This window comes from Halomonas sp. 3A7M (genome assembly GCF_014897875.1).
GTDB lineage: Bacteria > Pseudomonadota > Gammaproteobacteria > Pseudomonadales > Halomonadaceae > Vreelandella.
Genome location: NZ_JABUZD010000082.1, coordinates 50,866 through 71,242, shown reverse-complemented (window position 1 = coordinate 71,242; position 20,377 = coordinate 50,866). Strand labels below are relative to the sequence as shown.

The window sequence follows — 20,377 nt, the reverse complement described above, 5'->3', positions numbered from 1 at the left end:
AGTTTGAGATTGTCCCGCTAAGATAGTCATCGTTATTGGCTACGCTTTATGATTAAGGAGCTCACTATGCAGGACCAGCCTTCTGCTGATCAGGAAACGGCAGCGATAAAGCTGCCGCCGCACTCTCTTGAGGCGGAGCAGTCGGTGCTAGGTGGGCTAATGTTGGATAATCAGGCCTGGGACAATGTCTCGGAACGGTTGGTGGCGGATGATTTTTACCGCTATGAGCATCGCTTGGTATTCAATGTGATGATTCATTTGGCCGAATCCGGGCAGCCGCTGGACGTTATAACGCTGTCAGAGGCGTTAGAAGCGCGTGATCAGTTGGATACGGTAGGCGGCTTGGCATTCTTAGCTGAGCTGGCTCGCAATACGCCTTCTGCCAGTAATATTCGTGCTTATGCGGATATCGTTCGCGAGCGGGCAACACTGCGTAAATTAATCCGTGCGGCCAATCAAATTGCTGACGGGGCGTTTTCGCCCCAGGGGCGGCCTGCTGATGAGCTGCTGAATGAAGCTGAGCGATTAGTCTTTCAGATTGCCGAAGAGCGGCCGAAAACGGGCGGTCCTATCGGCATGAGTGAACTGCTAACCAAAGCCGTTGATCGTATTGATGAGCTGTTCAATCTAAAGGGTGAAATGACAGGGCTCTCCTCGGGGTTTCGTGACCTCGATGAAATGACCTCAGGCTTACAGCCCTCAGATTTGGTAATTATCGCGGGCCGCCCGTCAATGGGTAAAACCACTTTTGCCATGAATCTGGTGGAGCACGCGGTTATTGCTAGCGATAAGCCGGTGATGGTGTTCTCCATGGAGATGCCAGCAGAATCTCTGATGCTGCGTATGCTCTCTTCGTTGGGTCGGATTGATCAAACCCGTGTGCGCTCGGGGCAGTTGGAAGATGAAGATTGGCCGCGATTAACATCGGCGGTCAACCTGCTCAAAGACAAGCAGCTATTTATTGATGATACTGCGGCGCTTTCGCCTAATGAAATGCGCTCACGCCTACGTAGAGTGGTGCGGGAGCACGGCAATATGGCGCTGATCATGATTGACTATCTGCAGTTAATGCAGATTCCTGGGTTTTCTGAAAACCGTACCGGTGAGATATCGGAGATATCCCGCTCGCTGAAAGGGCTAGCAAAAGAGTTTCAATGCCCTGTTGTAGCACTTTCACAGCTTAACCGTTCGTTGGAGCAGCGCCCCAATAAGCGTCCTGTCATGTCGGATCTGCGGGAATCCGGCGCGATTGAGCAGGATGCCGACGTCATTGCGTTTGTTTACCGAGATGAGGTGTATAACCCTGACAATCCTGACAACCAAGGGATTGCCGAGCTGATTATTGGTAAACAGCGTAACGGGCCTATCGGTACGGTACATATGGCCTTTATTGGTAAATACACACGCTTCGAAGACCTTGCGCCCGATAGCTATGGCGAAGCGTTCGGCGATTAACTTGAGCGTTAGGGGGGAGAACGTATAATGCTCCTCCCCGACCAAGCAGATAGACAGGAGTAGCAAATGGCAGGTGGTTTTAGACGTGGTAACCGTAAGCGTCTTCCTAAGCTGGAAGGCCGTGGGGAACTGCAGTCACTAGAGCGAGAAGGGCCATTTAAAGAGTGGTTGGGAATGCCTGACCTCTACCGTTACTTCCTGGTAGTTGAAGGAGAAAAATATAGCTACCAAACTGAAGATTCAGAACTGCCGGTAACGGTGGGCGATAAAGTAGTTTTCCGTTACAAGGAAACTAAAGGCGGTAACTGGATAGATCGCAACTCGTTAGGTAAAGCAATCGACCCCTCTGAGTATCAATAATTCGACGAATAAGTTGACGTTTTGGTCAGGAACTCTTTTGTGATGTTGCCGTCATAGGCAGTTAGTGCCAAGGTAATAAAATTGTCATGGGGTATCGTCATGCTGTGCCCCATGATGATGAACAATCACAGGAGGGAACCATGGAACTTAAAGAACTGAAGCAATTTGTTGCGGGTCACGATAACTTTGAAATACGCGTTATCACGCATTCGGGCAGCCGCTTTTATCAACTAGAGCTTGAAGATGTAGAGGGCGAGCGGCATATGTTGACCCAGCGCGGTAAGCCAATGCTGTTTCGCTCGCTAGATGATGTTTATCTTGAGCTAAAGCGTGCTGGGATTCACCGTGCTTACTTAGTGCAGCATGTACCCCAGGATGAAGTGATTGGACGCGATGCTCATTACAGTTCGCCGTTAACATCACGTATGCCGCTAGTGTTTTAACACTACAAACATTGCAACATCCTATGGCGTCCTCACTTGTTTGCGTGACGCTTCTTCCATCATCGCCCTAGCCGCACACGGCGACGGGCAAAAAAACGATAGCCTGCATCCATTACTCCTCGCAGGCTTGGTAAGCAAGAAAGCCATACTAGCCACCGGTAGCCCAGTACCGCATAGAGGGCCCGGCTGGCATCCATCCCGATATACCATTTCCTTGGCTGTCTTTGACATGCAGTAGCCCCATCATATCGTCAAACTTGTGCCCTATATCGGCTGCATTGAAATCACTACTCTGAATGTCCACGAGTGCGACACGTTCTTGATGGCGATGCTTTGCAAACCACGTGACTTCCACGCGGCAAAAAAGGGCAGTGGCCATTGTGATATAGCGTGACAGGTGACGTTGCGTGAAGCGTAGAAAAACGGCTCATTGAGCACTCTTTGATAATGAAAGCGAAGGCTGGTCACCAAGGATAAAGGCTTCGACATGAGTTGGTCTACAGTTATACAAATAATGTTGATAGTATAACTTTATGCCGCAGCTTTGCCGAAAAGTGTTAAGATTTTGCCAACTGTTTAAAGCATCTGAGGAGTTAGCGACATGGTCGATAGCGTTGTAAAAGATCAGCTGGGCGAAGGGCGCTTGGTCCATGCGCCAAGTGATCATCCTGCCGTTCCCCCTGCAAAAGTCGGCGTGGTGTTGGCTAACTTGGGCACCCCGGACGCAACCGACTATTGGTCTATGCGGCGCTACCTTAGCGAGTTCTTGTCCGATAAGCGTGTTGTTGATTACGCTAATTGGAAGTGGCAGCCGCTTTTACAACTGATTATTTTGACCAAACGTCCATTTTCTTCTGGTAACGCCTATAAAAGTATTTGGAACAACGAGAAGAACGAGAGCCCGTTGTTAACGACGACGCGTGCCCAAACTGAAAAAATAGCTGCACGTTTGAAAGCGCTCTACGGCGATAGCATCGAAGTTGATTTCTGTATGCGCTACGGCAACCCGTCAACGGAAAGTGTCCTTAAGCGCATGAAAGAGAAGGGCTGTGAGCGGATCGTTTTCTTCCCGCTTTACCCTCAGTACGGCTCGCCTACGACTGCGACGGCAAATGATCAGGCATTCCGTACGCTGATGAAAATGAAGTGGCAGCCCTATATTCGTACGGTGCCCGCTTATTTTGAGCATCCTGCCTATATTCAGGCGCTGGCGAATTCGGTTCAGGAAGCTTACGACGGCTTTGAAACGCGTCCGACGAAACTGGTAGCAAGCTACCACGGTGTCCCCGAACGTTATCTATTAGAAGGTGACCCTTACCATTGTCAGTGTCAGAAAACGACGCGTTTGATGCGTGAAAAACTAGGGCTGAGTAAAGAGGAAGTAGACACCGCCTTTCAGTCTCAGTTTGGCCCAGAAAAGTGGGTTGGCCCGCAAACCGTTGATCATGTGGCTGAACTTGCCAAGCAAGGGCATAAGCATATTGCGATTATGTCACCTGCCTTCTCTTCTGATTGTGTTGAAACGCTGGAGGAGATTAAAGAAGAGATTCACGATAGCTTTATGGGCGCAGGAGGGGAGACGTTTAGTTATATTCCCTGCTTGAATGATCGAGACGATCACATTGATGCCCTGTTAGCGGTTGTTAACAACGAGTTGGCGGGGTGGCTGTCCGCTTCTTAATAGTGCGTTTTGTCAAAAGCCGCCAAAGTGAACTGCACCCCAAAAGTGCTCAACTAGGACGGCTTTTTTTATGGGTGACTAGTTTTATAGAAACGTAATCAACCTTGGTATAAGGTTTGTGCATTAATAATCACATTTAGCCAACGCTTAGAGCCGTTTGGTCTTGCTACTGCCTTGGGGTTAACTGACACGTTCTTATAGGGAGAAACCACCGGATGCAATTCGCTGTATTAATGGGCTTTGTGCTGGCAGCGTCGTCGCCTTTGCTCAACCGCTGGTTTGGAGAACGGACGAGCCTCGTACTGGCGCTGTTTCCTGCCTTGATGTCTGCCTGGCTGTTCAGTCAGGCACCCGCTGTAATGAGTGAAGGGCCATTACTGTTGGAGTGGTCTTGGGTGCCATCATTAGGCATCAGCTTGAGTTTTCTGCTTGATGGACTGTCACTTTTATTCGGGCTGCTGATTACCGTTATCGGTACTTTCGTATTGATCTATGCCGGTGGTTATCTCAAAGGCCATACGGATATTGCACGCTTTCATTTAGCACTTGTTGCGTTTATGGCCTCTATGTTGGGGCTGGTGCTTGCCGATGGATTGCTTACGCTTTTCGTATTCTGGGAACTAACCAGCATCACCTCTTATTTGCTGATTGGCTTTAACCATACCGATATGGAGGCAAGAAAATCCGCACGTCAGGGGCTGTTTGTAACGGTTGCTGGTGGTTTGGCGCTGATGGCAGGTCTGGTGCTGTTAGGGGGGGCAAGCGGAAGCTGGTCGTTTTATGAGATTGGCCAAATGGAAAGCGATCTGCGTGAACATTCGCTTTATACCCCGATGCTCATTTGCTTGCTGCTGGGGGCATTCACAAAATCAGCCCAGTTTCCTTTTCATTTTTGGTTACCCAGCGCCATGGCTGCGCCAACGCCGGTGTCGGCATACCTCCACTCGGCCACCATGGTGAAAGCGGGTATTTACTTACTGGCGCGCTTACACCCTGAATTGGGTGGCACAGCGCTATGGATCGGAATACTGTCGGTCGTCGGTGCTATTACCATGCTGACAGGTGCCTTTTTAGCAATCCATCACACCAATATTAAAAAGCTACTGGCTTATTCCACCATTATGGCACTTGGCACGCTAACCATGTTGCTGGGCATTGGTTCTGAGTACGCCATGACGGCATTTGTAACGTTCTTGCTTGCCCACTCAATGTACAAAGGGGCACTGTTTATGGTCGCCGGTATTCTGGACCATGAGACAGGCACCAAAGATGTCACCGCAATGGGCGGCTTGAGGTCTGCCATGCCAATCACTGCGGTGATTGCTTTTGTCGTGGCACTGTCGTTGGCAGGCGTGCCACCGCTATTTGGCTTCATTGGTAAAGAGCTAATGCTAGAGGCAGCGCTGGGGGCGGAGCGCTTCAATGTGTTGCTAGTCCTGTTTGCTTTCCTGGCGGCTATTTTGACGATTGCAGTGGCTGCTATTATCGCCTTCCGCCCCTTCTATGGTCGGCAAATTGAAACACCCAAAACACCCCATGAAGCGCCTTTTAGTATGTTAGTTGGGCCCGCTGTATTGGCGCTTGGTTCACTTGTGTTAGGGCTGGCACCAGCCATGCTTGGTACCGATGCGCTGCTTACGTCAGCGGCGACAGCGGTGGTAGGTGAGCCGCTGCAAGTGTCATTATCGCTTTGGTATGGCATCAATATGGCGCTGATTATGTCGATCGTCAGCCTTGGACTAGGCTTTTTACTGTTTAAACGCTGGGATAGTGTGCGTTGTAAACTAGCGATGTTGGCGCCACTAATGCGACATGGCCCAGAAGCAGGCTATGAAGGCTTCATGAATAGCATTGTGCGTTTTTCTGAATGGCAAACACGCCTGCTGCAAAACGGTTATATGCGTAACTATATTCTCGTTATGCTGGTGGTGCTGATCGTTTTGATTGGTAACTCAATACTTGTGCGCCATGCACCTCAGTTGGCACTAACGCTGGACGTGCGCTTCCACGAGGTAATTGTTGTTGGCACTATGGTGATGGGGGCTCTGTTTGCCACCATTTCTCGCTCACGACTTGGAGCCGTCGTGTCGGTCGGCATTATGGGATTCTCTATTGCGCTTATTTTTATTCTTTTCAGTGCTCCCGACCTAGGCATTACCCAACTACTGGTTGAGACGCTCACCGTTATCTTGTTGGTTTTGGTGCTCTTTCGTTTGCCGCGTTTTTCAAACCTTTCCACAAATTTGGAACGTATTCGAGATGGTGCTGTGGCGGCAACAATGGGAATTCTGATTTTCCTACTGATTATGACCGCTTGGAGTATCGATCAGTTTGAGCCGATTTCAGCTTATATGATCGAAAATAGCGCTCCTCTTGCCTATGGTCGCAACATCGTGAATGTCATTTTGGTGGACTATCGTGCCCTCGACACGCTAGGTGAAATGTTTGTTCTTGCGCTCGCTGCTATTGGGGTTATCGCCATGCTTAAACTGCGCCACGGCGACAATGAAAGCAAATCAGCAGAAGGCGAAAACGGCGAAAACGCCAGTGTTAAGGAGCCCTACGATGGTTAAATCCGGCACTATTATTCTCAACACTGCGGCGCGGTTTTTGATGCCGCTACAGCTGATGTTTTCAGTTTTTCTATTGCTGCGTGGACATGATGAGCCAGGAGGTGGATTTATTGCTGGGCTAGTAGCAGCAGGGGCCTTCACGCTTTACCTGTTTGCCTTTGGGGTCAGCGCCACCAAAGAGGTGCTGCGTATGGTCGATCCACGCGACTTGATTGGTGTTGGGCTGCTGCTAGGGATGATTTCGGTGGTGCCAGCATGGTTTATGGATCAACCGTTTTTAACTGCTCAGTGGTGGACTATCCCCGTGATCGATTTTAAAGCGTCTACACCGCTTATTTTCGATGTAGGAGTGTACTTTGCCGTTCTTGGTTCGGTGATGGGCATGGTGATGGCGCTGATGGAGGTGGATAAGGATGAACCTTAGTGACTTAGGAGGTCCCGTATGGAACCGCTAATGGCACTAGCGATAGGGCTACTCTACGCCGCCGCTATTTTTATGATGTTACGTCGCTCTATTGTGAAGTTGGTGATTGGTCTACTGCTGCTGTCGAACGCTGCTAATTTGCTGATCTTCACTACTGCAGGCATGACGCGCGGCGCCCCACCATTAATACCGGAAGGCATGTTACAGCCGTTAGCCGAAGTAGCCGACCCGCTGCCTCAAGCTGTTGTATTGACGGCGATTGTCATTGCATTTGGGGTGCTGGCATTTGCTGTTGTGTTAATTCGCCGTGCCTACGAAATTGTTAAGGCAGATGATTTGGACAAAATGAAGGATACCGACACGTGAGGCCTGAAGTCGCACTGCCCGTCCTGTTGCCACTGCTTTCTGGCGCTCTTTCATTACTTTTTTGGCGCTCTCGCCCCGTCCAGCGTTTTATTGCGGTGGCGGGTAATGTTGCGCTGTTGCTAGTTAGTATATGGCTGTTTGTTGCTGTGTTAGCTGATGGTTACATCACCATGCAAATGGGCAGCTGGCCAGCGCCGTTTGGTATTACGCTAATTGCCGATATGTTAAGTGCTGTCATGATTTTAATGACAGGCATCATTGGTTTGGCTATGGGGGTTTATTCGCTAGCCACCACAGGGCGGGGGCATGAAAAGTTTGGTTATTACCCGCTGATGCATTTGCTGTTAGCAGGGGTGGCAGGGGCCTTTTTAACCGGCGATATCTTCAATCTATATGTTTGGTTTGAGGTTATGCTGGTGGCGTCGTTTGCGCTGTTGATTCTGGGCGGTGAACGGGCGCAGATGGAAGGCGCAATTAAATACGTCACGTTGAACCTGCTGGCTTCGGTGATTTTTTTAACGGCTGTGGGGTTACTGTATGGCACGGTAGGCACCCTAAACATGGCTGACATTGCGCTGCGTATGGATGAGGCAGAGCATAGCGGGATGGTCGAAGTGCTTGCCGTTATGTTTATGGTGGCATTTGGTATTAAAGCCGCCGCCTTCCCGCTCTTTTTCTGGCTGCCGGCTTCTTATCACACGCCGCCAGTAGCGGTGTCGGCGCTGTTTGCTGGTTTGCTGACAAAGGTCGGGGTGTATTCATTATTTCGCGTGTTCACGCTTATTTTTGATCAAACGATGGGGTATCTGCAGGATATAATGCTTTGGGGCGCTGTGCTGACAATGGTCACTGGCGTGCTTGGTGCCGCCGCTCAGTATGAGTTCCGCCGCATTCTCTCATTCCATATCGTCAGCCAGATTGGTTACATGATTCTGGGCTTGGCGCTGTATACACCGCTGGCGATTGCGGGTGGTGTATTCGCCATCGTGCATAACATTGTTGTTAAAACGAACCTGTTCCTGATCAGTGGCATTACCCACCGTCTGCAAGGTACTTATCAGCTTAAAAAAATGGGTGGCCTTTATCGAGAGCGTCCTTGGTTAGCCGTGGCATTCTTTATCTCAGCGTTTTCGCTGGCGGGCATTCCTCCACTATCGGGTTTCTTTGCCAAGTTTGTGCTGGTTCGCGCTGGCCTGGAGGCGGAGGCGTATGTAGCAACAGGTTTTGCGTTGGCAGTAGGGCTTATGACACTTTATTCCATGGTGAAAATTTGGAATGACGTGTTTTGGAAAGCGTTGCCAGAAGAAAATAAAGTGCCCGCCTCACAAACCTCCGTCGGTGATGATGGTCGATTACTAAAACCAAGCCTGTGGATGATGTACACCCCAGTTGCTGTGTTGGCCATGATGTCGTTATTAATCGGTGTTTTCGCAGAAGCCATTATGCAGGTGATGATGCTTATCGGTGATCAGCTAATGTCCCCATCAGGTTATATTGAAGCTGTGCTGGGCGTCTCTGCTAGTGCTGAAGATGCGCTGCTTGACCGGGGTGAGTTGCAGGCGGAGCAAATAGGTGACCGTGCGGAGGACGCCCCATGACTGGTGCGATTTGGAACCTTCTGCTCGGGTTGGCTTGGGTACTACTAAGTGGCGATTTTTCCGGGCTTAATCTGCTGGTCGGAATGATTTTTGGCTATATTGCGTTGCTGTTAATTGAGCCTCAAGTCGACGCGTTAAAAGGCTACCCCGCTCGTGTGCCGCGAATTATTGGTTTTATTGGTTTTTTTATTAAGGAGTTGGTGCGGGCAAACCTGCGCGTCGCCTTCGATATAGTGACCCCTCCCTGGCACATGAAGCCCGGCGTTATTGCGCTACCTCTTTCTGCACGCACGGAAATGGAAATTACGATCGTCGCTAACCTGATTTCGCTGACGCCTGGTACGTTGAGCCTTGATGTCTCTGACGATCGAAAGGTGCTCTATATTCACGCGATGTTTTTGGATAATGAAGAAGAGCTTCGAAATAACTTAAAAGAGATGGAGCACCGTGCATTGGAGCTATTTCGTTAATGGATACCGTTATTCTGATAAGCCAGATAATTATGGGGCTGGCGCTTGTACTGACCTTCGTACGTGTCGTTCGTGGCCCTAGCTTACCTGATCGTGTTGTTGCGCTTGAATTGTTTTCCACTACCGTGGTGGGGCTGGTGGGTGTTTATGCTATTCAGTCGGGGGTAGCGAGTTTTCTAGATGCGGCAATCGTGATCGCTCTGATGGGCTTTTTAGCCGCGATTGGGTTTGCGCGCTATCTGGAACGAGGGGGGCCGCGAGATGATTGAATTTATCAAAGGCGCGCTGTTGATAACGGGGTCAAGCTTTATGTTGCTGGCGGCCATCGGTTTGTTGCGGTTACCGGATCTGCTGACCCGCATGCACGCAACCACTAAGGCTGCAGCGCTTGGGGTTATTTTAATCATGCTTGCCTCGGCCATGCACTTTGCTGAAGTTGGGGTGGTTGCGCGCTCGTTCGCGATTATTGTGTTTATTTTAATAACGGCACCGATTGCTGCCCATGTGATTGGTAGGGCGGGTTACTTTGTTGGCTCGCGCCTCTGGAGCGGCACCGTTAAGGATGAACTGAGACCCAATTATGACCCGCTTACTCATGAGCTTAAAAGTGGCCTAGAAACCCATGAAAATGCCAAACGGCATCCCCGCGCCACAGACCCGGACTGACGGCAATTTGCTAACTTTCCCCATGCTGACACGTCTGCTCGAAAAGCCATCCACACGGATGGCTTTTTTATTTGCAGTGCTTTGGGGAAAAGCTATCGAGATAAGCGTGAAAAAAATCGGCTAAACAGTAGGGAAGGAGGCTCAGGGGAAAGAAAACACGCGTGCCTATTTGTGTACAATAGTTATACTGTGAAGGATTGTATGTCTATGTTTTTGACGCGTGGCGTGTAAATGTTAGCTAGCGAGATGGGGCCTATGCAACGTAAGCAGGATTTACCGCAAAAAGACTGTGTTCAATGCCAGCGTCCTTTTACTTGGCGGAAAAAGTGGGCGCGCTGCTGGGATGAAGTGCGCCATTGCAGTGAACGCTGCCGTCGCGAAGCCAAGCAGTCCAACGCACCAAGGAGGCAAATGCATGAGCAGCACGACTGATATTGTATGGCTTCAGGATAATTTGCGGATAGCTGATAATCCCTTGTTGCATTTTGATTCCCCTCCTGACCAGTTGCTTTGTCTCTATGTGCTAGACCAGCGATGGTTTGAACGTTCGATTACGGGTGATGCTTCTCCCAGGCTGGGGCCCGCTCGGCTACGCTTTTTATGGCAAAGTTTGATGGAGCTACGAGGCGAGCTGCTGCAGCGTGGCAGTGATTTGCTAGTCCGCATCGGTGATCCTGCCAGCATCGTGCTAGATACTGCTGCCATGCTTGGTGCAAGAGAAATACGTGTGGCAGCGCATTCTGGGTATGAAGAGTCACAGTATATTGCGCGGGTCGCTGACCAGCTCCCATCGGCCTGTCAGTTATGTTGTGCTGATAGCGGTTATTTAATTGCCGAAGACGAGCTTCCCTTTGCATTGAATGAGTTGCCGCCCAGCTTTTCGGCATTTCGGCGACGTGTTGAAAAGCATTGTACGTTTTTAGCGCCCCTGCCAGCGCCAGTGACACTGCCACCCTGGCCAGAATCTGCTCCCCGAGGATTTCCTCCCCTTAAAGTAGTGTGTAAAGAGAGTGCTGGCTGGCAGCCTGATAAGCGACAGGGCTTTGTGTTTGTTGGCGGGGAGGCGGCGGCAAGCGATCGTTTTCAGCAGTATCTCTGGCGGCAAAACGGCGCGGAATCTTATAAGACAACCCGTAATGGTTTGCTGGGCGCCAATTTTTCCACACGTTTTTCTCCTTGGCTGGCGCGTGGCTGCTTATCTGCGCGCCAAGTGTGTCAAGAAGTAAAAAACTGGGAGGCCATTCATGGGAGCTGCGAATCAAGTTATTGGATAATTTTCGAATTAATGTGGCGAGATTACTTCCATCGAGCGGCTCAGGTGGACGGTGCGGCATTATTTGGTTATGAAGAGTTACCGCCCGCTAACAGTGCATTTGATGCGTGGCGCAACGCGACAACCGGCGTGCCGTTTATAGATGCTGTCATGCTAGAACTGAAGGTTAGCGGGTGGATATCTAACCGAGCGCGTCAAAATGTCGCCAGTTTCCTAGTGAAAGATCTCAACGTCGATTGGCGCCTTGGTGCATCGTGGTTTGAGCACTGCCTGATTGATTACGATGTGGCGAGTAACTGGGGCAACTGGCGTTATATTGCCGGTATTGGTCGTGATCCCCGTCAAGACCGTTACTTTAATGTACTGAAACAAGCAGGGCATTATGATCCAAACGGGCTTTACGTTGCCTATTGGCTGCCTGAGCTGGCGTCGCTGCCGTTAGGAATGGAGCGCCACCAACCCTGGCGGGTAGCGCCTGCTAAGTTTGATGCACCATGCGTAGAGCCAGCCGAGTGGCAGCGTTGGCTAGTGGCTACAACGGAACTTCAAGAAACGGATGAGTAATGTTCTTCCTGGAAATAGACGATGGTGCCCGAAAGATAGGTTATGCAATGTGGGTAGGGCTAGCATCTACGCTATTTCTGAGCCATTATCGGAAGCACGCCAAGGATTGCCAAGAGATTAATGCTATGTCTTTGAAAGTTAAAGCTCCACTGAGTATCCGCCCCGCCTTGTATTTATCATTTGCACTAGCAGCATGCAGTGGGGCATTAAGTACTAATGCAGTCGCTAATCAGCAATTGATGAGCGAAGTGGATGCACAAGCGGCAGAACAAGTTAGCTATGCCAACTTTAACCAGTGGTTGGCTGATTTTCGCCGCTATGCTGCTCAGCAGGGCGTCAGTGAGTCTACTCTTGCCTCCGCTTTTGATGGGCTCCGCTATCGTGAACGAGTCATTGAGCTCGATCAGTATCAGCCAGAGTTTGTTCGTCCCATTTGGCAATACCTAGATACAGCGGTTTCCAGCACACGGATTAATAACGGCGTAGAGAAGCTTGCGGCTCACCGCGATACCGCGCAACAAATGCAGCAACGTTACGGGGTTCCTGCAGAAATCATCGTGGCTATTTGGGGTATAGAAAGTAACTACGGCAGCAATTTTGGTGATTTCTCGACACTTGAGTCACTGGCAACACTTGCTTACGACGGCCGTCGGCGTGATTTTGCACGCAGCGAACTGTTAGCCGCGTTACGTATTATCGACCAAGGCGATATTGCCGCCGAGCAAATGAAAGGCTCCTGGGCGGGTGCCATGGGACATACGCAGTTTATACCCAGCAGTTTTGAGGCATACGCAGTGGATGGCGACAATGATGGCCGTCGAGACATATGGGGCAGTATTCCTGATGTCATGGCTTCTACCGCTAACTATCTTGCCAGGGCAGGTTGGCAGGCCGGCCAATCTTGGGGCGTTGAAGTAAGTTTGCCTGACTCCTTCGATTATTCACAAACGCAACGTCGTAGCAGTGCTGAATGGGCGGCACAAGGCGTTCGCTCATTGAGTGGTGAGCTGCCCTCGTTCGATAGCGCTGCGGTTATTGTGCCAGCAGGAGCAAACGGCCCTGCCTTTTTGGTAGGGCCTAATTTTCGGGCAATTTTGCGCTATAACAACGCAACTAGTTATGCGCTAGCCGTGTCTACCTTGGCGGATGCTATTGCTGGGCGTGACGGCATTGCCCAGTCCTGGCCCAGAGATCAGGCGCCGTTGACACGTGATGATGTGCGTACTCTACAGCAACGCCTAAATAGTGCTGGATATTCAGTGGGTACTGCGGACGGCATCATGGGGCCTAATACGCGCGAGGGCCTACGTGCTTTTCAGCGTGACCAAGGGCTCACGCCCGATGGCTTTGCCACCCAGGCGCTGTTAGAACGGCTGCGTTAATGTTGCGTTTCGATGAGTCTCTTTAGCGAGTCAAATGTCTCATGCTAGGTAAACTTCTCACTAAGGACGAAAGGTAATGAGGAAAACTTTTGTAGGTGTGCTGGCTACCGGTGTAATGGTCAGTGCGTTGTCAGTGAGCACAGCTATCCAGGCAGATGATAAGGTATTTGGTTGGGTTGAAAATGCATCCATTGAACCGTGGGGTATCGCTGTAAAAGCGAAGCTAGATAGCGGTGCGCTGACCTCATCATTAGACGCGCGTGATATTGAGATGTTCGAGAAAGACGGCGAGGAGTGGGTTCGCTTCCGCCTGAAGCTCGAGGATCAGGCAAACGGTGAAACGTTTAGTGATCAGATTGAGCGCCCCCTCTATCGAGAGTTGGCGGTTCGTGGCGCAGGTGGTCGTGATGAACGTCCAGTGGTGCTAATGGATGTTTGCATGGGCAACACGGTGTATGAAGAGCAGTTTGGTCTGCGAGATCGTGAAGAGATGATTTACCCGCTGCTCTTGGGGCGTCGCACAATTAGCCACTTAGGACTATTAGATGTGCGCAATACCTTTCTTCAAGACCCTGAATGTGGGGAGAAGGCAGCCTATGTTCCCCACGATCCAACAGATGAACAGTCCTAATTACGCCGTTCTAAGCATAAAGCTCGTGTCACCCAGCTTACTGGCGTAATCGGTGATTAAAAAAGTCGCGATAATAGTGCGGTGACGGCAGTTTCTACCCGTAAGATGCGAGGGCCTAGGTGCATGCCCTCGCAGCCTGCCTCAAGTAGTTTTTCAACTTCCCAAGGTATAAAGCCGCCTTCCGGTCCAACGAGAAGCAGTACTTTTCCGTCAATATTCCGTGGACAGGCATTCGGCATACCAGGGTGTGCCACCAGCCCGCGTCGTTCTTTTAGCAGCTCCGGCAGTTGTTCTTCTAAAAAAGGGCGAAAGCCTTTGCACAGCGTCACATTAGGCAATTGTGTGTCTCGCGCTTGTTCCAGGCCTAGCACTAAGTGATGATGAATTTTTTCTGCACGGAGTTCTGGGGACTGCCAGTAGCTTTTTTCCACCCGCTTGGTGTGAAGCAGTGTAATATTTTTTACACCAAGAGCCGTGACATGCTCTAAGGTACGTGCCAGCATTCTGGGGCGAGGAAGCGCCAATATTAAGTGTACTGGCAAGGGCGGAGGGGGGGGCTCATTGAGATTTTCCAGTGTGAAGGTTGCCTGGGTCTCGTGTAGTTCAGTTAGCTGCGCTTTCCCCATCTTGCCGCCCTGTAGACCGACTGTGTAGTAGTCTCCTACACAAGCGCGGTGGACCTCGCGTAAATGGGTGATACGTCGTGTGTCAGTAAGGTAAGCATAAGCTCCCTTTACTTCGCTCGGATCAAGCAGAATAAGATTCATGATTGTCGTCTATTGGTCATAAGGAAGACACGCCTACCGGTACTAATCCGTTAAGCTGACTTGCATAGGCGCATGTTGCAGGCACAATAGCAGCAACGGCGACAAAGCCTCTACCGCGTTTAAGGAGATGCGCTGTGCGCGTAATTCGCAAATATGCCAACCGTAGGTTGTACGATACTCAACAAAGTCGTTACGTGACGCTTGAGGATCTGCGGCGTTTGATTATTGAAGAAGAACCCTTCCGCGTCGAGGATGCAAAAAGTGGTGAAGACCTGACGCGGACCATTTTGCTGTCGATCATTATCGAGCAAGAGCAGGCTGATAGTGAAGCCGAAGTTTTCTCAAATGACCTGCTGGCTCAGTTGATCCGTGTGTACGATATGTCATCGCCTTTACCGCTAGCACGTTATTTAGAGCAGGGCACCCAGCTCATGCTGGAACAGCAAAAGCGCATGCAAAGCCAGTGGCAACAAGCGATACGCCACTCTCCTATGGAGTTCATGCGTGAGTTGGCCGAAGAAAATATGCGTTTTTGGCAAAAAACGCTTAATCAGCCTAATCAAACAGACGATGACGATACGCCGGATAAAAGCTCCTGACGCCGCTGGTTGAGTCGTTGTGGCATAATATGCCGATTAACTTAGTTACGCTTTCAGCTAATCTCAGCTAGGCACTCCCGTTTGAGAAGGATGATGATGAACGTTTTAATGATAGGTGGCGGTGGTCGCGAGCATGCATTGGCGTGGAAACTAGCGCAGTCTAGTGACGTCGAGCAGGTGTTTGTAGCGCCAGGTAATGCAGGTACTGCCACTGAGCCTAAATTGACCAACGTAGCTATTGAAGCAACAGATTTAGACGCGTTGGTGGCGTTTGCCCAGCGCGAGCAGGTAGCGCTAACAGTGGTAGGGCCAGAAGCGCCGTTAGTTGAAGGGGTGGTTGATCGTTTTCAGGCGGCTGGCCTGACAATTTTTGGGCCTTCACAACGCGCCGCACAGTTGGAAGGCTCTAAGTCGTTTACCAAAGACTTTCTGGCACGCCACCAGATTCCTTCTGCCGCGTATCAAACCTTCACAGCGGTAGAGCCAGCCTTGGCTTACTTAGCTGAGATGGGCGCGCCTATTGTCATCAAAGCTGACGGCTTGGCGGCGGGTAAGGGTGTCATTGTAGCGATGAGTGAAGCCGAAGCTGAAGCGGCTATTCGCGATATGTTAGAGGCGAATGCATTTGGCGATGCGGGTGCGCGCGTTGTTATCGAAGAATTTCTGGAAGGCGAAGAAGCTAGCTTTATCGTCATGGTTGATGGTGAGAATGTGGTGCCGATGGCCACTAGCCAAGACCATAAGCGTGCCTATGACGGTGATACCGGCCCCAATACAGGCGGCATGGGAGCTTACTCTCCGGCGCCGGTGGTAACCCCAGAGATCGACGAGCGCATCATGGAGCAGATTATACTTCCCACCGTGCGGGGCATGGCGGAAGAAGGAAATGCATATACCGGCTTTTTATATGCAGGCCTAATGATTGATGCTGAAGGCAATCCAAAAGTAATCGAATATAACTGCCGTTTTGGTGACCCCGAAACTCAGCCAATCATGATGCGGTTAACGTCAGATTTAGCCGCGCTTTGCTTGGCTGGCGCTAAGGGCGAGCTTGCCGATAAGCAGTGTGAGTGGGACTCCCGCGCAGCCGTGGGTGTTGTGATAGCGGCAGGTGGCTATCCCGGCAGTTACCGCAAAGGCGATGTCATTCATGGCTTGGAGCAGGCAGGTCAGGCGCAGTGCAAAGTATTCCATGCAGGCACTACTCAGGCTGCTGACGGCAGTATCGTAACCGCAGGCGGGCGAGTGCTATGCGTAACCGCATTAGGCAACACAGTATCTGCTGCTCAACAGCAAGCATACCAGGGGGTTAAAGCGATTCACTGGGAGGGTGCTGAATTCCGCCGTGATATCGCATTCCGTGCTATCGCCCGAGAAAAATAGCGATCAGCGATGATCTCGCCGGAGCTAAACCACCACTGACAAGGAACTAAGCATGGAGCGTGTCACGCTAGATTTCCCCACGGCAGCGATTATTCATCGGCATCCTTTAACGGTGCGCGTAACGGATATGAATTACGGTCGCCACCTGGGGCATGACGCTTTAGTATCGCTGCTACATGAAGCTCGCGTGCATGCGTTCGCTGCGCTAGGTTTGCCTGAGTGGGATATAAAAGGCTACCCGAGCGTTGTTGCTGACCTAGCGGTTCAGTACCAGAGCGAGGCGCGCTGGCCGGATGCTTTGGTAATTGAGACCGCTGTCCCTGAACCACAAGGCAAAGCGTTGACGGTTTATCAGCGCATTTGTCATGCAGAAACCGATAAGGTGGTGGCAACTGCTCGGGTTAACCAGCTTCTTTTAGACCTTTCTTCAGGGCGGCCTGTCAAAGTGCCTGATGACGTTGCGCAGGCGATTGCTCGCGCGACTGCTCAGGAGAGAGGTACTTAATGTCGCGGGAATATCCAATCATTGCCATCACGGGCTCTTCAGGCGCGGGTACTACCACGGTGCGTCGCAGCTTTGAGCGCATGTTCCTGCGTGAAGATGTGCATGCTGCCATGGTGGACGGCGATGCCTTTCACCGCTACACCCGCGATGATCTCCAGCGGATTTTTCGTGACGAGCCCGAACGCAAAGATGAGCTTTCTCACTTTGCTGTAGAAGCTAATCTGCTTGATCGACTTGAAGGGCTTTTTGTTGAATACGGTGAGCATGGAGCGGGTACGTTCCGTCACTACATTCATGCAGAAGATAAGCAAAAAATTGAGGCAGGTTATCGAGTAGGGACGTTCACTGAGTGGCAGTCACTGCCTTGTGGTACTGATCTGCTCTTTTACGAAGGACTGCATGGCGGCTTGGTGACCCAAGAGTATGATATTGCTCGTCACGTAGATTTGCTAGTCGGCGTTGCGCCGACCATGAATCTTGAATGGATTCAAAAAATTGATCGTGATACCAAGCTGCGCGGTTATTCCCAGGAAGCGGTCATCGATACCATATTAGGGCGCATGGATGATTACGTGCGCTACATTCAGCCGCAGTTCTCGCGTACCCATATTAATTTCCAGCGTGTGCCCACTGTCGATACGTCGAACCCCTTTGAGGTTCAGGATATTCCGACCGATGCAGAATCGTTTGTGGTGATTCGCTTTAGAGATCCCTCAACGGTGGATTTTCCATGGCTATTGGCGATGATAAAAGATTCATTTATGACACGTCCGCACACGTTAGTGGTGCCTGGGGCGCGAATGTCGTTAGCGATGGAGCTGATCCTAGCGCCGCTAGTTCGCCATTTGTTGTCTCAGCGCCGTTTTCGCTAGGCCGTTTTTGCTAATTAGCACGTTTTCGCCACTTACAAAAATGAAGGAGGCCGTATGGATTGCCTGTTTTGCAAAATAATAAACCGCGAAATTCCCGCAGATATTGTGTTTGAAGATGAGCATGTATTGGCGTTTAACGACATTAATCCTCAGGCGCCAACGCATCAGTTGATCATTCCTAAAAAGCATATTGCTACGCTTAACGATATTGATCCTGAAGACCTAGCCCTGGTTGGGCGTTTGCAGCACACTGCCGCACAGCTGGCCAAGCAGCAAGGCTTCGCGGAAGATGGTTATCGTGTGGTGATGAATTGTAATGAACTGGGTGGTCAGACGGTTTATCACATTCATATGCATTTATTGGGAGGTCGGCAGTTTACTTGGCCGGCTGGCTGATAGTGGGTTTGTTTATTTTATAGCCCAACAAAAGTAAAAAGCCCCTGTGCGTTTTTAGCGTACAAGGGGCTTTTTACGTATCAGCGGTATTGCAACGAATCGTTAGGCGTCGATGCGCTTATACTTCATTCGCTTAGGTGTGTCGTTACCCACACGCTTCTTGTGATCTTCTTCATATTCGGTGTAGTTACCATCGAAGAAGACGACTTCTGAATCGCCTTCAAAGGCGAGAATGTGCGTGGCGATACGGTCTAGGAACCAGCGATCGTGAGAAATCACCATCGCGCAGCCTGGGAAGGCCAGCAGCGCTTCTTCCAAGGCGCGTAGGGTCTCGATGTCCAGATCGTTTGAAGGTTCGTCTAACAGCAGTACGTTTGCGCCTTGTTTAAGCGTTTGGGCAAGCTGAAGGCGACCGCGCTCACCACCAGAAAGCTCATCTAGACGCTTCTGCTGATCGTTGCCCTTAAAGTTAAAGCGGCCAACGTAGGCACGCGAAGAGACTTCATAGCCGTTAATGTTGAGAATATCCTGTCCGTCAGAGACGGCTTCCCAAACAGTTTGCTTGTCGTCTAGCGCGTCACGCAACTGCTCAACGTAGGCAATATCGACAGTCTCACCAATCACTACTTCGCCAGCATCCGGCTGTTCCTGGCCGGTGACTAGCTTGAACAGTGTCGATTTACCGGCCCCGTTACCACCTACAATCCCGACAATCGCCCCTTGAGGGATGGTAAAGGAGAGGTCCTGGTAGAGCAGTTTGTCATCAAACCGCTTGGTCACGTTATGAAACTCGATGACCTTATCACCCAGGCGCGGGCCAGGCGGAATATAGATCTCATTTGTTTCATTACGCTTTTGGAAATCGCCAGACTGCATCTCTTCAAAGCGATTAAGGCGCGCCTTACTCTTCGCTTGGCGTCCTTTAGTGTTGCTGCGCACCCACTCAAGCTCTTGCTTGATAGCTTTTTGGCGCGATACTTCCTGTTTGGCTTCTTGGTTCAGGCGCTGCTCTTTCTGCTCCAGCCACTGGGAGTAGTTGCCTTCAAAAGGAATGCCCTGGCCGCGGTCAAGTTCCAGAATCCATCCGGCAACGTTGTCCAGGAAGTAGCGGTCGTGGGTAATGGCCACGACAGTACCGTTATAGTCGTGCAAGAAGCGCTCTAGCCAGGCAACGGATTCAGCATCCAAGTGGTTGGTAGGCTCGTCGAGCAAGAGCATATCGGGGCTTGAGAGCAGCAGGCGGCACAGCGCTACACGGCGGCGCTCGCCCCCAGAAAGATTGCCTACTTTGGCATCCCAGGGCGGTAGACGCAGCGCTTCAGCAGCGACTTCCAGCTTACGCTCAAGGTTATGCGCATCGGCGGCTTCAATAATATTTTCAAGGCGTGCTTGTTCGCTTGCTAGGGCATCAAAATCCGCATCAGGCTCGGCATACGCGGCATACACCGCATCCAGTTTTTCCTGGGCTTCTTTAATGGCGCCTAGCGCCTCTTCTACTGTATCGCGAACGTTCTTTTCGTCATCAAGCTGTGGCTCCTGAGGCAGGTAGCCCACATTAATACCAGGCATCGGACGAGCTTCACCTTCAAACTCTTTATCGACACCAGCCATAATGCGTAGCAGTGTGGATTTACCGGAACCGTTCAAACCCAGTACGCCAATTTTGGCGCCAGGGAAAAACGATAGCGAAATATCCTTGAGAATTTGCTTTTTGGGTGGCACAACTTTGCCAACCCGGTTCATGGTGAATACGTATTGCGCCATGGAAATCCGTTAGGTTGTTGGAGAAAAGAGTCGCAGCTGTGTGCTGGCATAGGGCTAAGATGATAGTGCTCAGCGCAGGTAAAGGCCAGAAGCGTAGAAGATAAGTCTTGTGTATGCGTTGATCAGCAGCTTAGTGAAGGCTTAGTGCGTGAGTCACTAGACGTCGTAACTAAGCTGCCAATCAATGAAAGCGGTTGAGGCGATC

22 protein-coding genes and 1 pseudogene are annotated in these 20,377 nt (G+C 50.8%); 20 read left to right on the top strand and 3 right to left on the bottom strand.

Translation table 11 applies throughout. From position 1 onward, the window contains the following. The first annotated feature begins 66 nt into the window (after positions 1-66). The 3 genes from dnaB (at position 67) to INT19_RS07710 (ending at position 2,258) form a co-directional block, all read left to right on the top strand. Positions 67-1,455 carry a replicative DNA helicase gene (dnaB, locus tag INT19_RS07720; RefSeq protein WP_009721684.1) on the top strand — a complete coding sequence of 463 codons (1,389 nt, stop codon included), beginning with the start codon at positions 67-69 and terminating at the stop codon, positions 1,453-1,455. Positions 1,456-1,521: 66 nt separating this feature from the next. Next, entirely contained in the window at positions 1,522-1,815 is a 294-nt protein-coding gene (locus INT19_RS07715; RefSeq protein ID WP_009721685.1) for a hypothetical protein, read from the top strand. A 140-nt stretch (positions 1,816-1,955) separates the two neighbouring features. Continuing rightward, positions 1,956-2,258, top strand: coding sequence for a DUF6482 family protein (locus INT19_RS07710; RefSeq protein ID WP_038476962.1), 303 nt, complete (start codon positions 1,956-1,958; stop codon positions 2,256-2,258). 59 nt (positions 2,259-2,317) lie between these two features. On the opposite strand, the pseudogene INT19_RS19745 reads toward INT19_RS07710, so the two are convergent. Further along, positions 2,318-2,464: pseudogene (locus INT19_RS19745) on the bottom strand (DCC1-like thiol-disulfide oxidoreductase family protein); the annotation flags it as partial. A gap of 395 nt (positions 2,465-2,859) precedes the next feature. Between INT19_RS19745 and hemH the strand changes: the two are divergent. From hemH to rloA3, 12 genes are all read left to right on the top strand, one after another. Continuing rightward, positions 2,860-3,939, top strand: a complete 1,080-nt coding sequence (hemH, locus tag INT19_RS07700; RefSeq protein ID WP_193060350.1) for a ferrochelatase — start codon at positions 2,860-2,862, stop codon at positions 3,937-3,939. A 215-nt stretch (positions 3,940-4,154) separates the two neighbouring features. After that, positions 4,155-6,512, top strand: a complete 2,358-nt coding sequence (locus INT19_RS07695) for a putative monovalent cation/H+ antiporter subunit A (protein ID WP_193060349.1) — start codon at positions 4,155-4,157, stop codon at positions 6,510-6,512. Further along, positions 6,505-6,936, top strand: coding sequence for a Na+/H+ antiporter subunit B (locus INT19_RS07690; protein WP_193060348.1), 432 nt, complete (start codon positions 6,505-6,507; stop codon positions 6,934-6,936). The genes INT19_RS07695 and INT19_RS07690 overlap by 8 nt, the downstream gene beginning before the upstream one ends. 18 nt (positions 6,937-6,954) lie before the next feature. Next, positions 6,955-7,302, top strand: coding sequence for a Na+/H+ antiporter subunit C (locus INT19_RS07685; protein ID WP_193060347.1), 348 nt, complete (start codon positions 6,955-6,957; stop codon positions 7,300-7,302). Further along, positions 7,299-8,900: a Na+/H+ antiporter subunit D gene (locus INT19_RS07680; protein WP_193060346.1), complete on the top strand. Its 1,602-nt coding sequence runs from the start codon at positions 7,299-7,301 to the stop codon at positions 8,898-8,900. The genes INT19_RS07685 and INT19_RS07680 overlap by 4 nt, the downstream gene beginning before the upstream one ends. After that, entirely contained in the window at positions 8,897-9,370 is a 474-nt protein-coding gene (locus INT19_RS07675) for a Na+/H+ antiporter subunit E (RefSeq protein ID WP_193060345.1), read from the top strand. Before INT19_RS07680 ends, INT19_RS07675 begins: the two co-directional genes overlap by 4 nt. Further along, positions 9,370-9,639, top strand: a complete 270-nt coding sequence (locus tag INT19_RS07670) for a monovalent cation/H+ antiporter complex subunit F (protein WP_193060344.1) — start codon at positions 9,370-9,372, stop codon at positions 9,637-9,639. The genes INT19_RS07675 and INT19_RS07670 overlap by 1 nt, the downstream gene beginning before the upstream one ends. After that, positions 9,632-10,036 carry a monovalent cation/H(+) antiporter subunit G gene (gene mnhG / locus INT19_RS07665; RefSeq protein WP_038476932.1) on the top strand — a complete coding sequence of 135 codons (405 nt, stop codon included), beginning with the start codon at positions 9,632-9,634 and terminating at the stop codon, positions 10,034-10,036. The genes INT19_RS07670 and mnhG overlap by 8 nt, the downstream gene beginning before the upstream one ends. Positions 10,037-10,291: 255 nt before the next feature. Then, the gene (locus INT19_RS07660) at positions 10,292-10,468 is read left to right on the top strand and encodes a DUF2256 domain-containing protein (protein ID WP_193060343.1); all 177 of its coding nucleotides are present in this window, start codon (positions 10,292-10,294) and stop codon (positions 10,466-10,468) included. Further along, on the top strand, positions 10,452-11,873 hold the full coding sequence (locus tag INT19_RS07655; protein ID WP_193060342.1) for a DASH family cryptochrome: 1,422 nt from the start codon (positions 10,452-10,454) through the stop codon (positions 11,871-11,873). Before INT19_RS07660 ends, INT19_RS07655 begins: the two co-directional genes overlap by 17 nt. Before the next feature lie 125 nt (positions 11,874-11,998). Continuing rightward, on the top strand, positions 11,999-13,255 hold the full coding sequence (locus INT19_RS07650; protein WP_193060341.1) for a lytic murein transglycosylase: 1,257 nt from the start codon (positions 11,999-12,001) through the stop codon (positions 13,253-13,255). Between the two features lie 76 nt (positions 13,256-13,331). Next, positions 13,332-13,886: a retropepsin-like aspartic peptidase RloA3 gene (rloA3, locus tag INT19_RS07645; RefSeq protein ID WP_193060340.1), complete on the top strand. Its 555-nt coding sequence runs from the start codon at positions 13,332-13,334 to the stop codon at positions 13,884-13,886. A 56-nt stretch (positions 13,887-13,942) separates the two neighbouring features. On the opposite strand, the gene INT19_RS07640 is transcribed toward rloA3, so the two are convergent. Continuing rightward, complete coding sequence (locus INT19_RS07640) at positions 13,943-14,653, bottom strand: 16S rRNA (uracil(1498)-N(3))-methyltransferase (RefSeq protein ID WP_193060339.1); 711 nt, start codon at positions 14,651-14,653, stop codon at positions 13,943-13,945. 134 nt (positions 14,654-14,787) lie between these two features. On the opposite strand from INT19_RS07640, the gene phaR reads away from it, so the two are divergent. The 5 genes from phaR (at position 14,788) to INT19_RS07615 (ending at position 18,408) form a co-directional block, all read left to right on the top strand. Next, entirely contained in the window at positions 14,788-15,252 is a 465-nt protein-coding gene (gene phaR / locus INT19_RS07635; protein WP_038476915.1) for a polyhydroxyalkanoate synthesis repressor PhaR, read from the top strand. 96 nt (positions 15,253-15,348) lie between these two features. Continuing rightward, positions 15,349-16,635, top strand: a complete 1,287-nt coding sequence (purD, locus tag INT19_RS07630) for a phosphoribosylamine--glycine ligase (protein WP_193060338.1) — start codon at positions 15,349-15,351, stop codon at positions 16,633-16,635. Between the two features lie 52 nt (positions 16,636-16,687). Then, entirely contained in the window at positions 16,688-17,140 is a 453-nt protein-coding gene (locus INT19_RS07625) for an acyl-CoA thioesterase (protein ID WP_193060337.1), read from the top strand. Further along, entirely contained in the window at positions 17,140-18,012 is an 873-nt protein-coding gene (locus tag INT19_RS07620; RefSeq protein WP_038476906.1) for a phosphoribulokinase, read from the top strand. Before INT19_RS07625 ends, INT19_RS07620 begins: the two co-directional genes overlap by 1 nt. A gap of 54 nt (positions 18,013-18,066) precedes the next feature. Next, positions 18,067-18,408, top strand: a complete 342-nt coding sequence (locus INT19_RS07615) for a histidine triad nucleotide-binding protein (RefSeq protein ID WP_193060336.1) — start codon at positions 18,067-18,069, stop codon at positions 18,406-18,408. A gap of 102 nt (positions 18,409-18,510) precedes the next feature. Here the strand turns inward: INT19_RS07615 and ettA are convergent, their stop codons facing one another. After that, a complete protein-coding gene (gene ettA, locus INT19_RS07610; RefSeq protein ID WP_038476899.1) occupies positions 18,511-20,172 on the bottom strand; it encodes an energy-dependent translational throttle protein EttA in 1,662 nt (553 codons plus the stop codon). Positions 20,173-20,377: the final 205 nt, after the last annotated feature.

Excerpts from the sequence above, each read along its gene's own strand:
- dnaB (WP_009721684.1), top strand. The coding sequence starts at position 67 with ATGCAGGACCAGCCTTCTGCTGATCAGGAAACGGCAGCGATAAAGCTG.
- INT19_RS07715 (WP_009721685.1), top strand. The coding sequence starts at position 1,522 with ATGGCAGGTGGTTTTAGACGTGGTAACCGTAAGCGTCTTCCTAAGCTG.
- INT19_RS07710 (WP_038476962.1), top strand. The coding sequence starts at position 1,956 with ATGGAACTTAAAGAACTGAAGCAATTTGTTGCGGGTCACGATAACTTT.
- hemH (WP_193060350.1), top strand. The coding sequence starts at position 2,860 with ATGGTCGATAGCGTTGTAAAAGATCAGCTGGGCGAAGGGCGCTTGGTC.
- INT19_RS07695 (WP_193060349.1), top strand. The coding sequence starts at position 4,155 with ATGCAATTCGCTGTATTAATGGGCTTTGTGCTGGCAGCGTCGTCGCCT.
- INT19_RS07690 (WP_193060348.1), top strand. The coding sequence starts at position 6,505 with ATGGTTAAATCCGGCACTATTATTCTCAACACTGCGGCGCGGTTTTTG.
- INT19_RS07685 (WP_193060347.1), top strand. The coding sequence starts at position 6,955 with ATGGAACCGCTAATGGCACTAGCGATAGGGCTACTCTACGCCGCCGCT.
- INT19_RS07675 (WP_193060345.1), top strand. The coding sequence starts at position 8,897 with ATGACTGGTGCGATTTGGAACCTTCTGCTCGGGTTGGCTTGGGTACTA.
- INT19_RS07670 (WP_193060344.1), top strand. The coding sequence starts at position 9,370 with ATGGATACCGTTATTCTGATAAGCCAGATAATTATGGGGCTGGCGCTT.
- mnhG (WP_038476932.1), top strand. The coding sequence starts at position 9,632 with ATGATTGAATTTATCAAAGGCGCGCTGTTGATAACGGGGTCAAGCTTT.
- INT19_RS07660 (WP_193060343.1), top strand. The coding sequence starts at position 10,292 with ATGCAACGTAAGCAGGATTTACCGCAAAAAGACTGTGTTCAATGCCAG.
- INT19_RS07655 (WP_193060342.1), top strand. The coding sequence starts at position 10,452 with ATGAGCAGCACGACTGATATTGTATGGCTTCAGGATAATTTGCGGATA.
- INT19_RS07650 (WP_193060341.1), top strand. The coding sequence starts at position 11,999 with ATGTCTTTGAAAGTTAAAGCTCCACTGAGTATCCGCCCCGCCTTGTAT.
- rloA3 (WP_193060340.1), top strand. The coding sequence starts at position 13,332 with ATGAGGAAAACTTTTGTAGGTGTGCTGGCTACCGGTGTAATGGTCAGT.
- INT19_RS07640 (WP_193060339.1), bottom strand. The coding sequence starts at position 14,653 with ATGAATCTTATTCTGCTTGATCCGAGCGAAGTAAAGGGAGCTTATGCT.
- purD (WP_193060338.1), top strand. The coding sequence starts at position 15,349 with ATGAACGTTTTAATGATAGGTGGCGGTGGTCGCGAGCATGCATTGGCG.
- INT19_RS07625 (WP_193060337.1), top strand. The coding sequence starts at position 16,688 with ATGGAGCGTGTCACGCTAGATTTCCCCACGGCAGCGATTATTCATCGG.
- INT19_RS07620 (WP_038476906.1), top strand. The coding sequence starts at position 17,140 with ATGTCGCGGGAATATCCAATCATTGCCATCACGGGCTCTTCAGGCGCG.
- INT19_RS07615 (WP_193060336.1), top strand. The coding sequence starts at position 18,067 with ATGGATTGCCTGTTTTGCAAAATAATAAACCGCGAAATTCCCGCAGAT.
- ettA (WP_038476899.1), bottom strand. The coding sequence starts at position 20,172 with ATGGCGCAATACGTATTCACCATGAACCGGGTTGGCAAAGTTGTGCCA.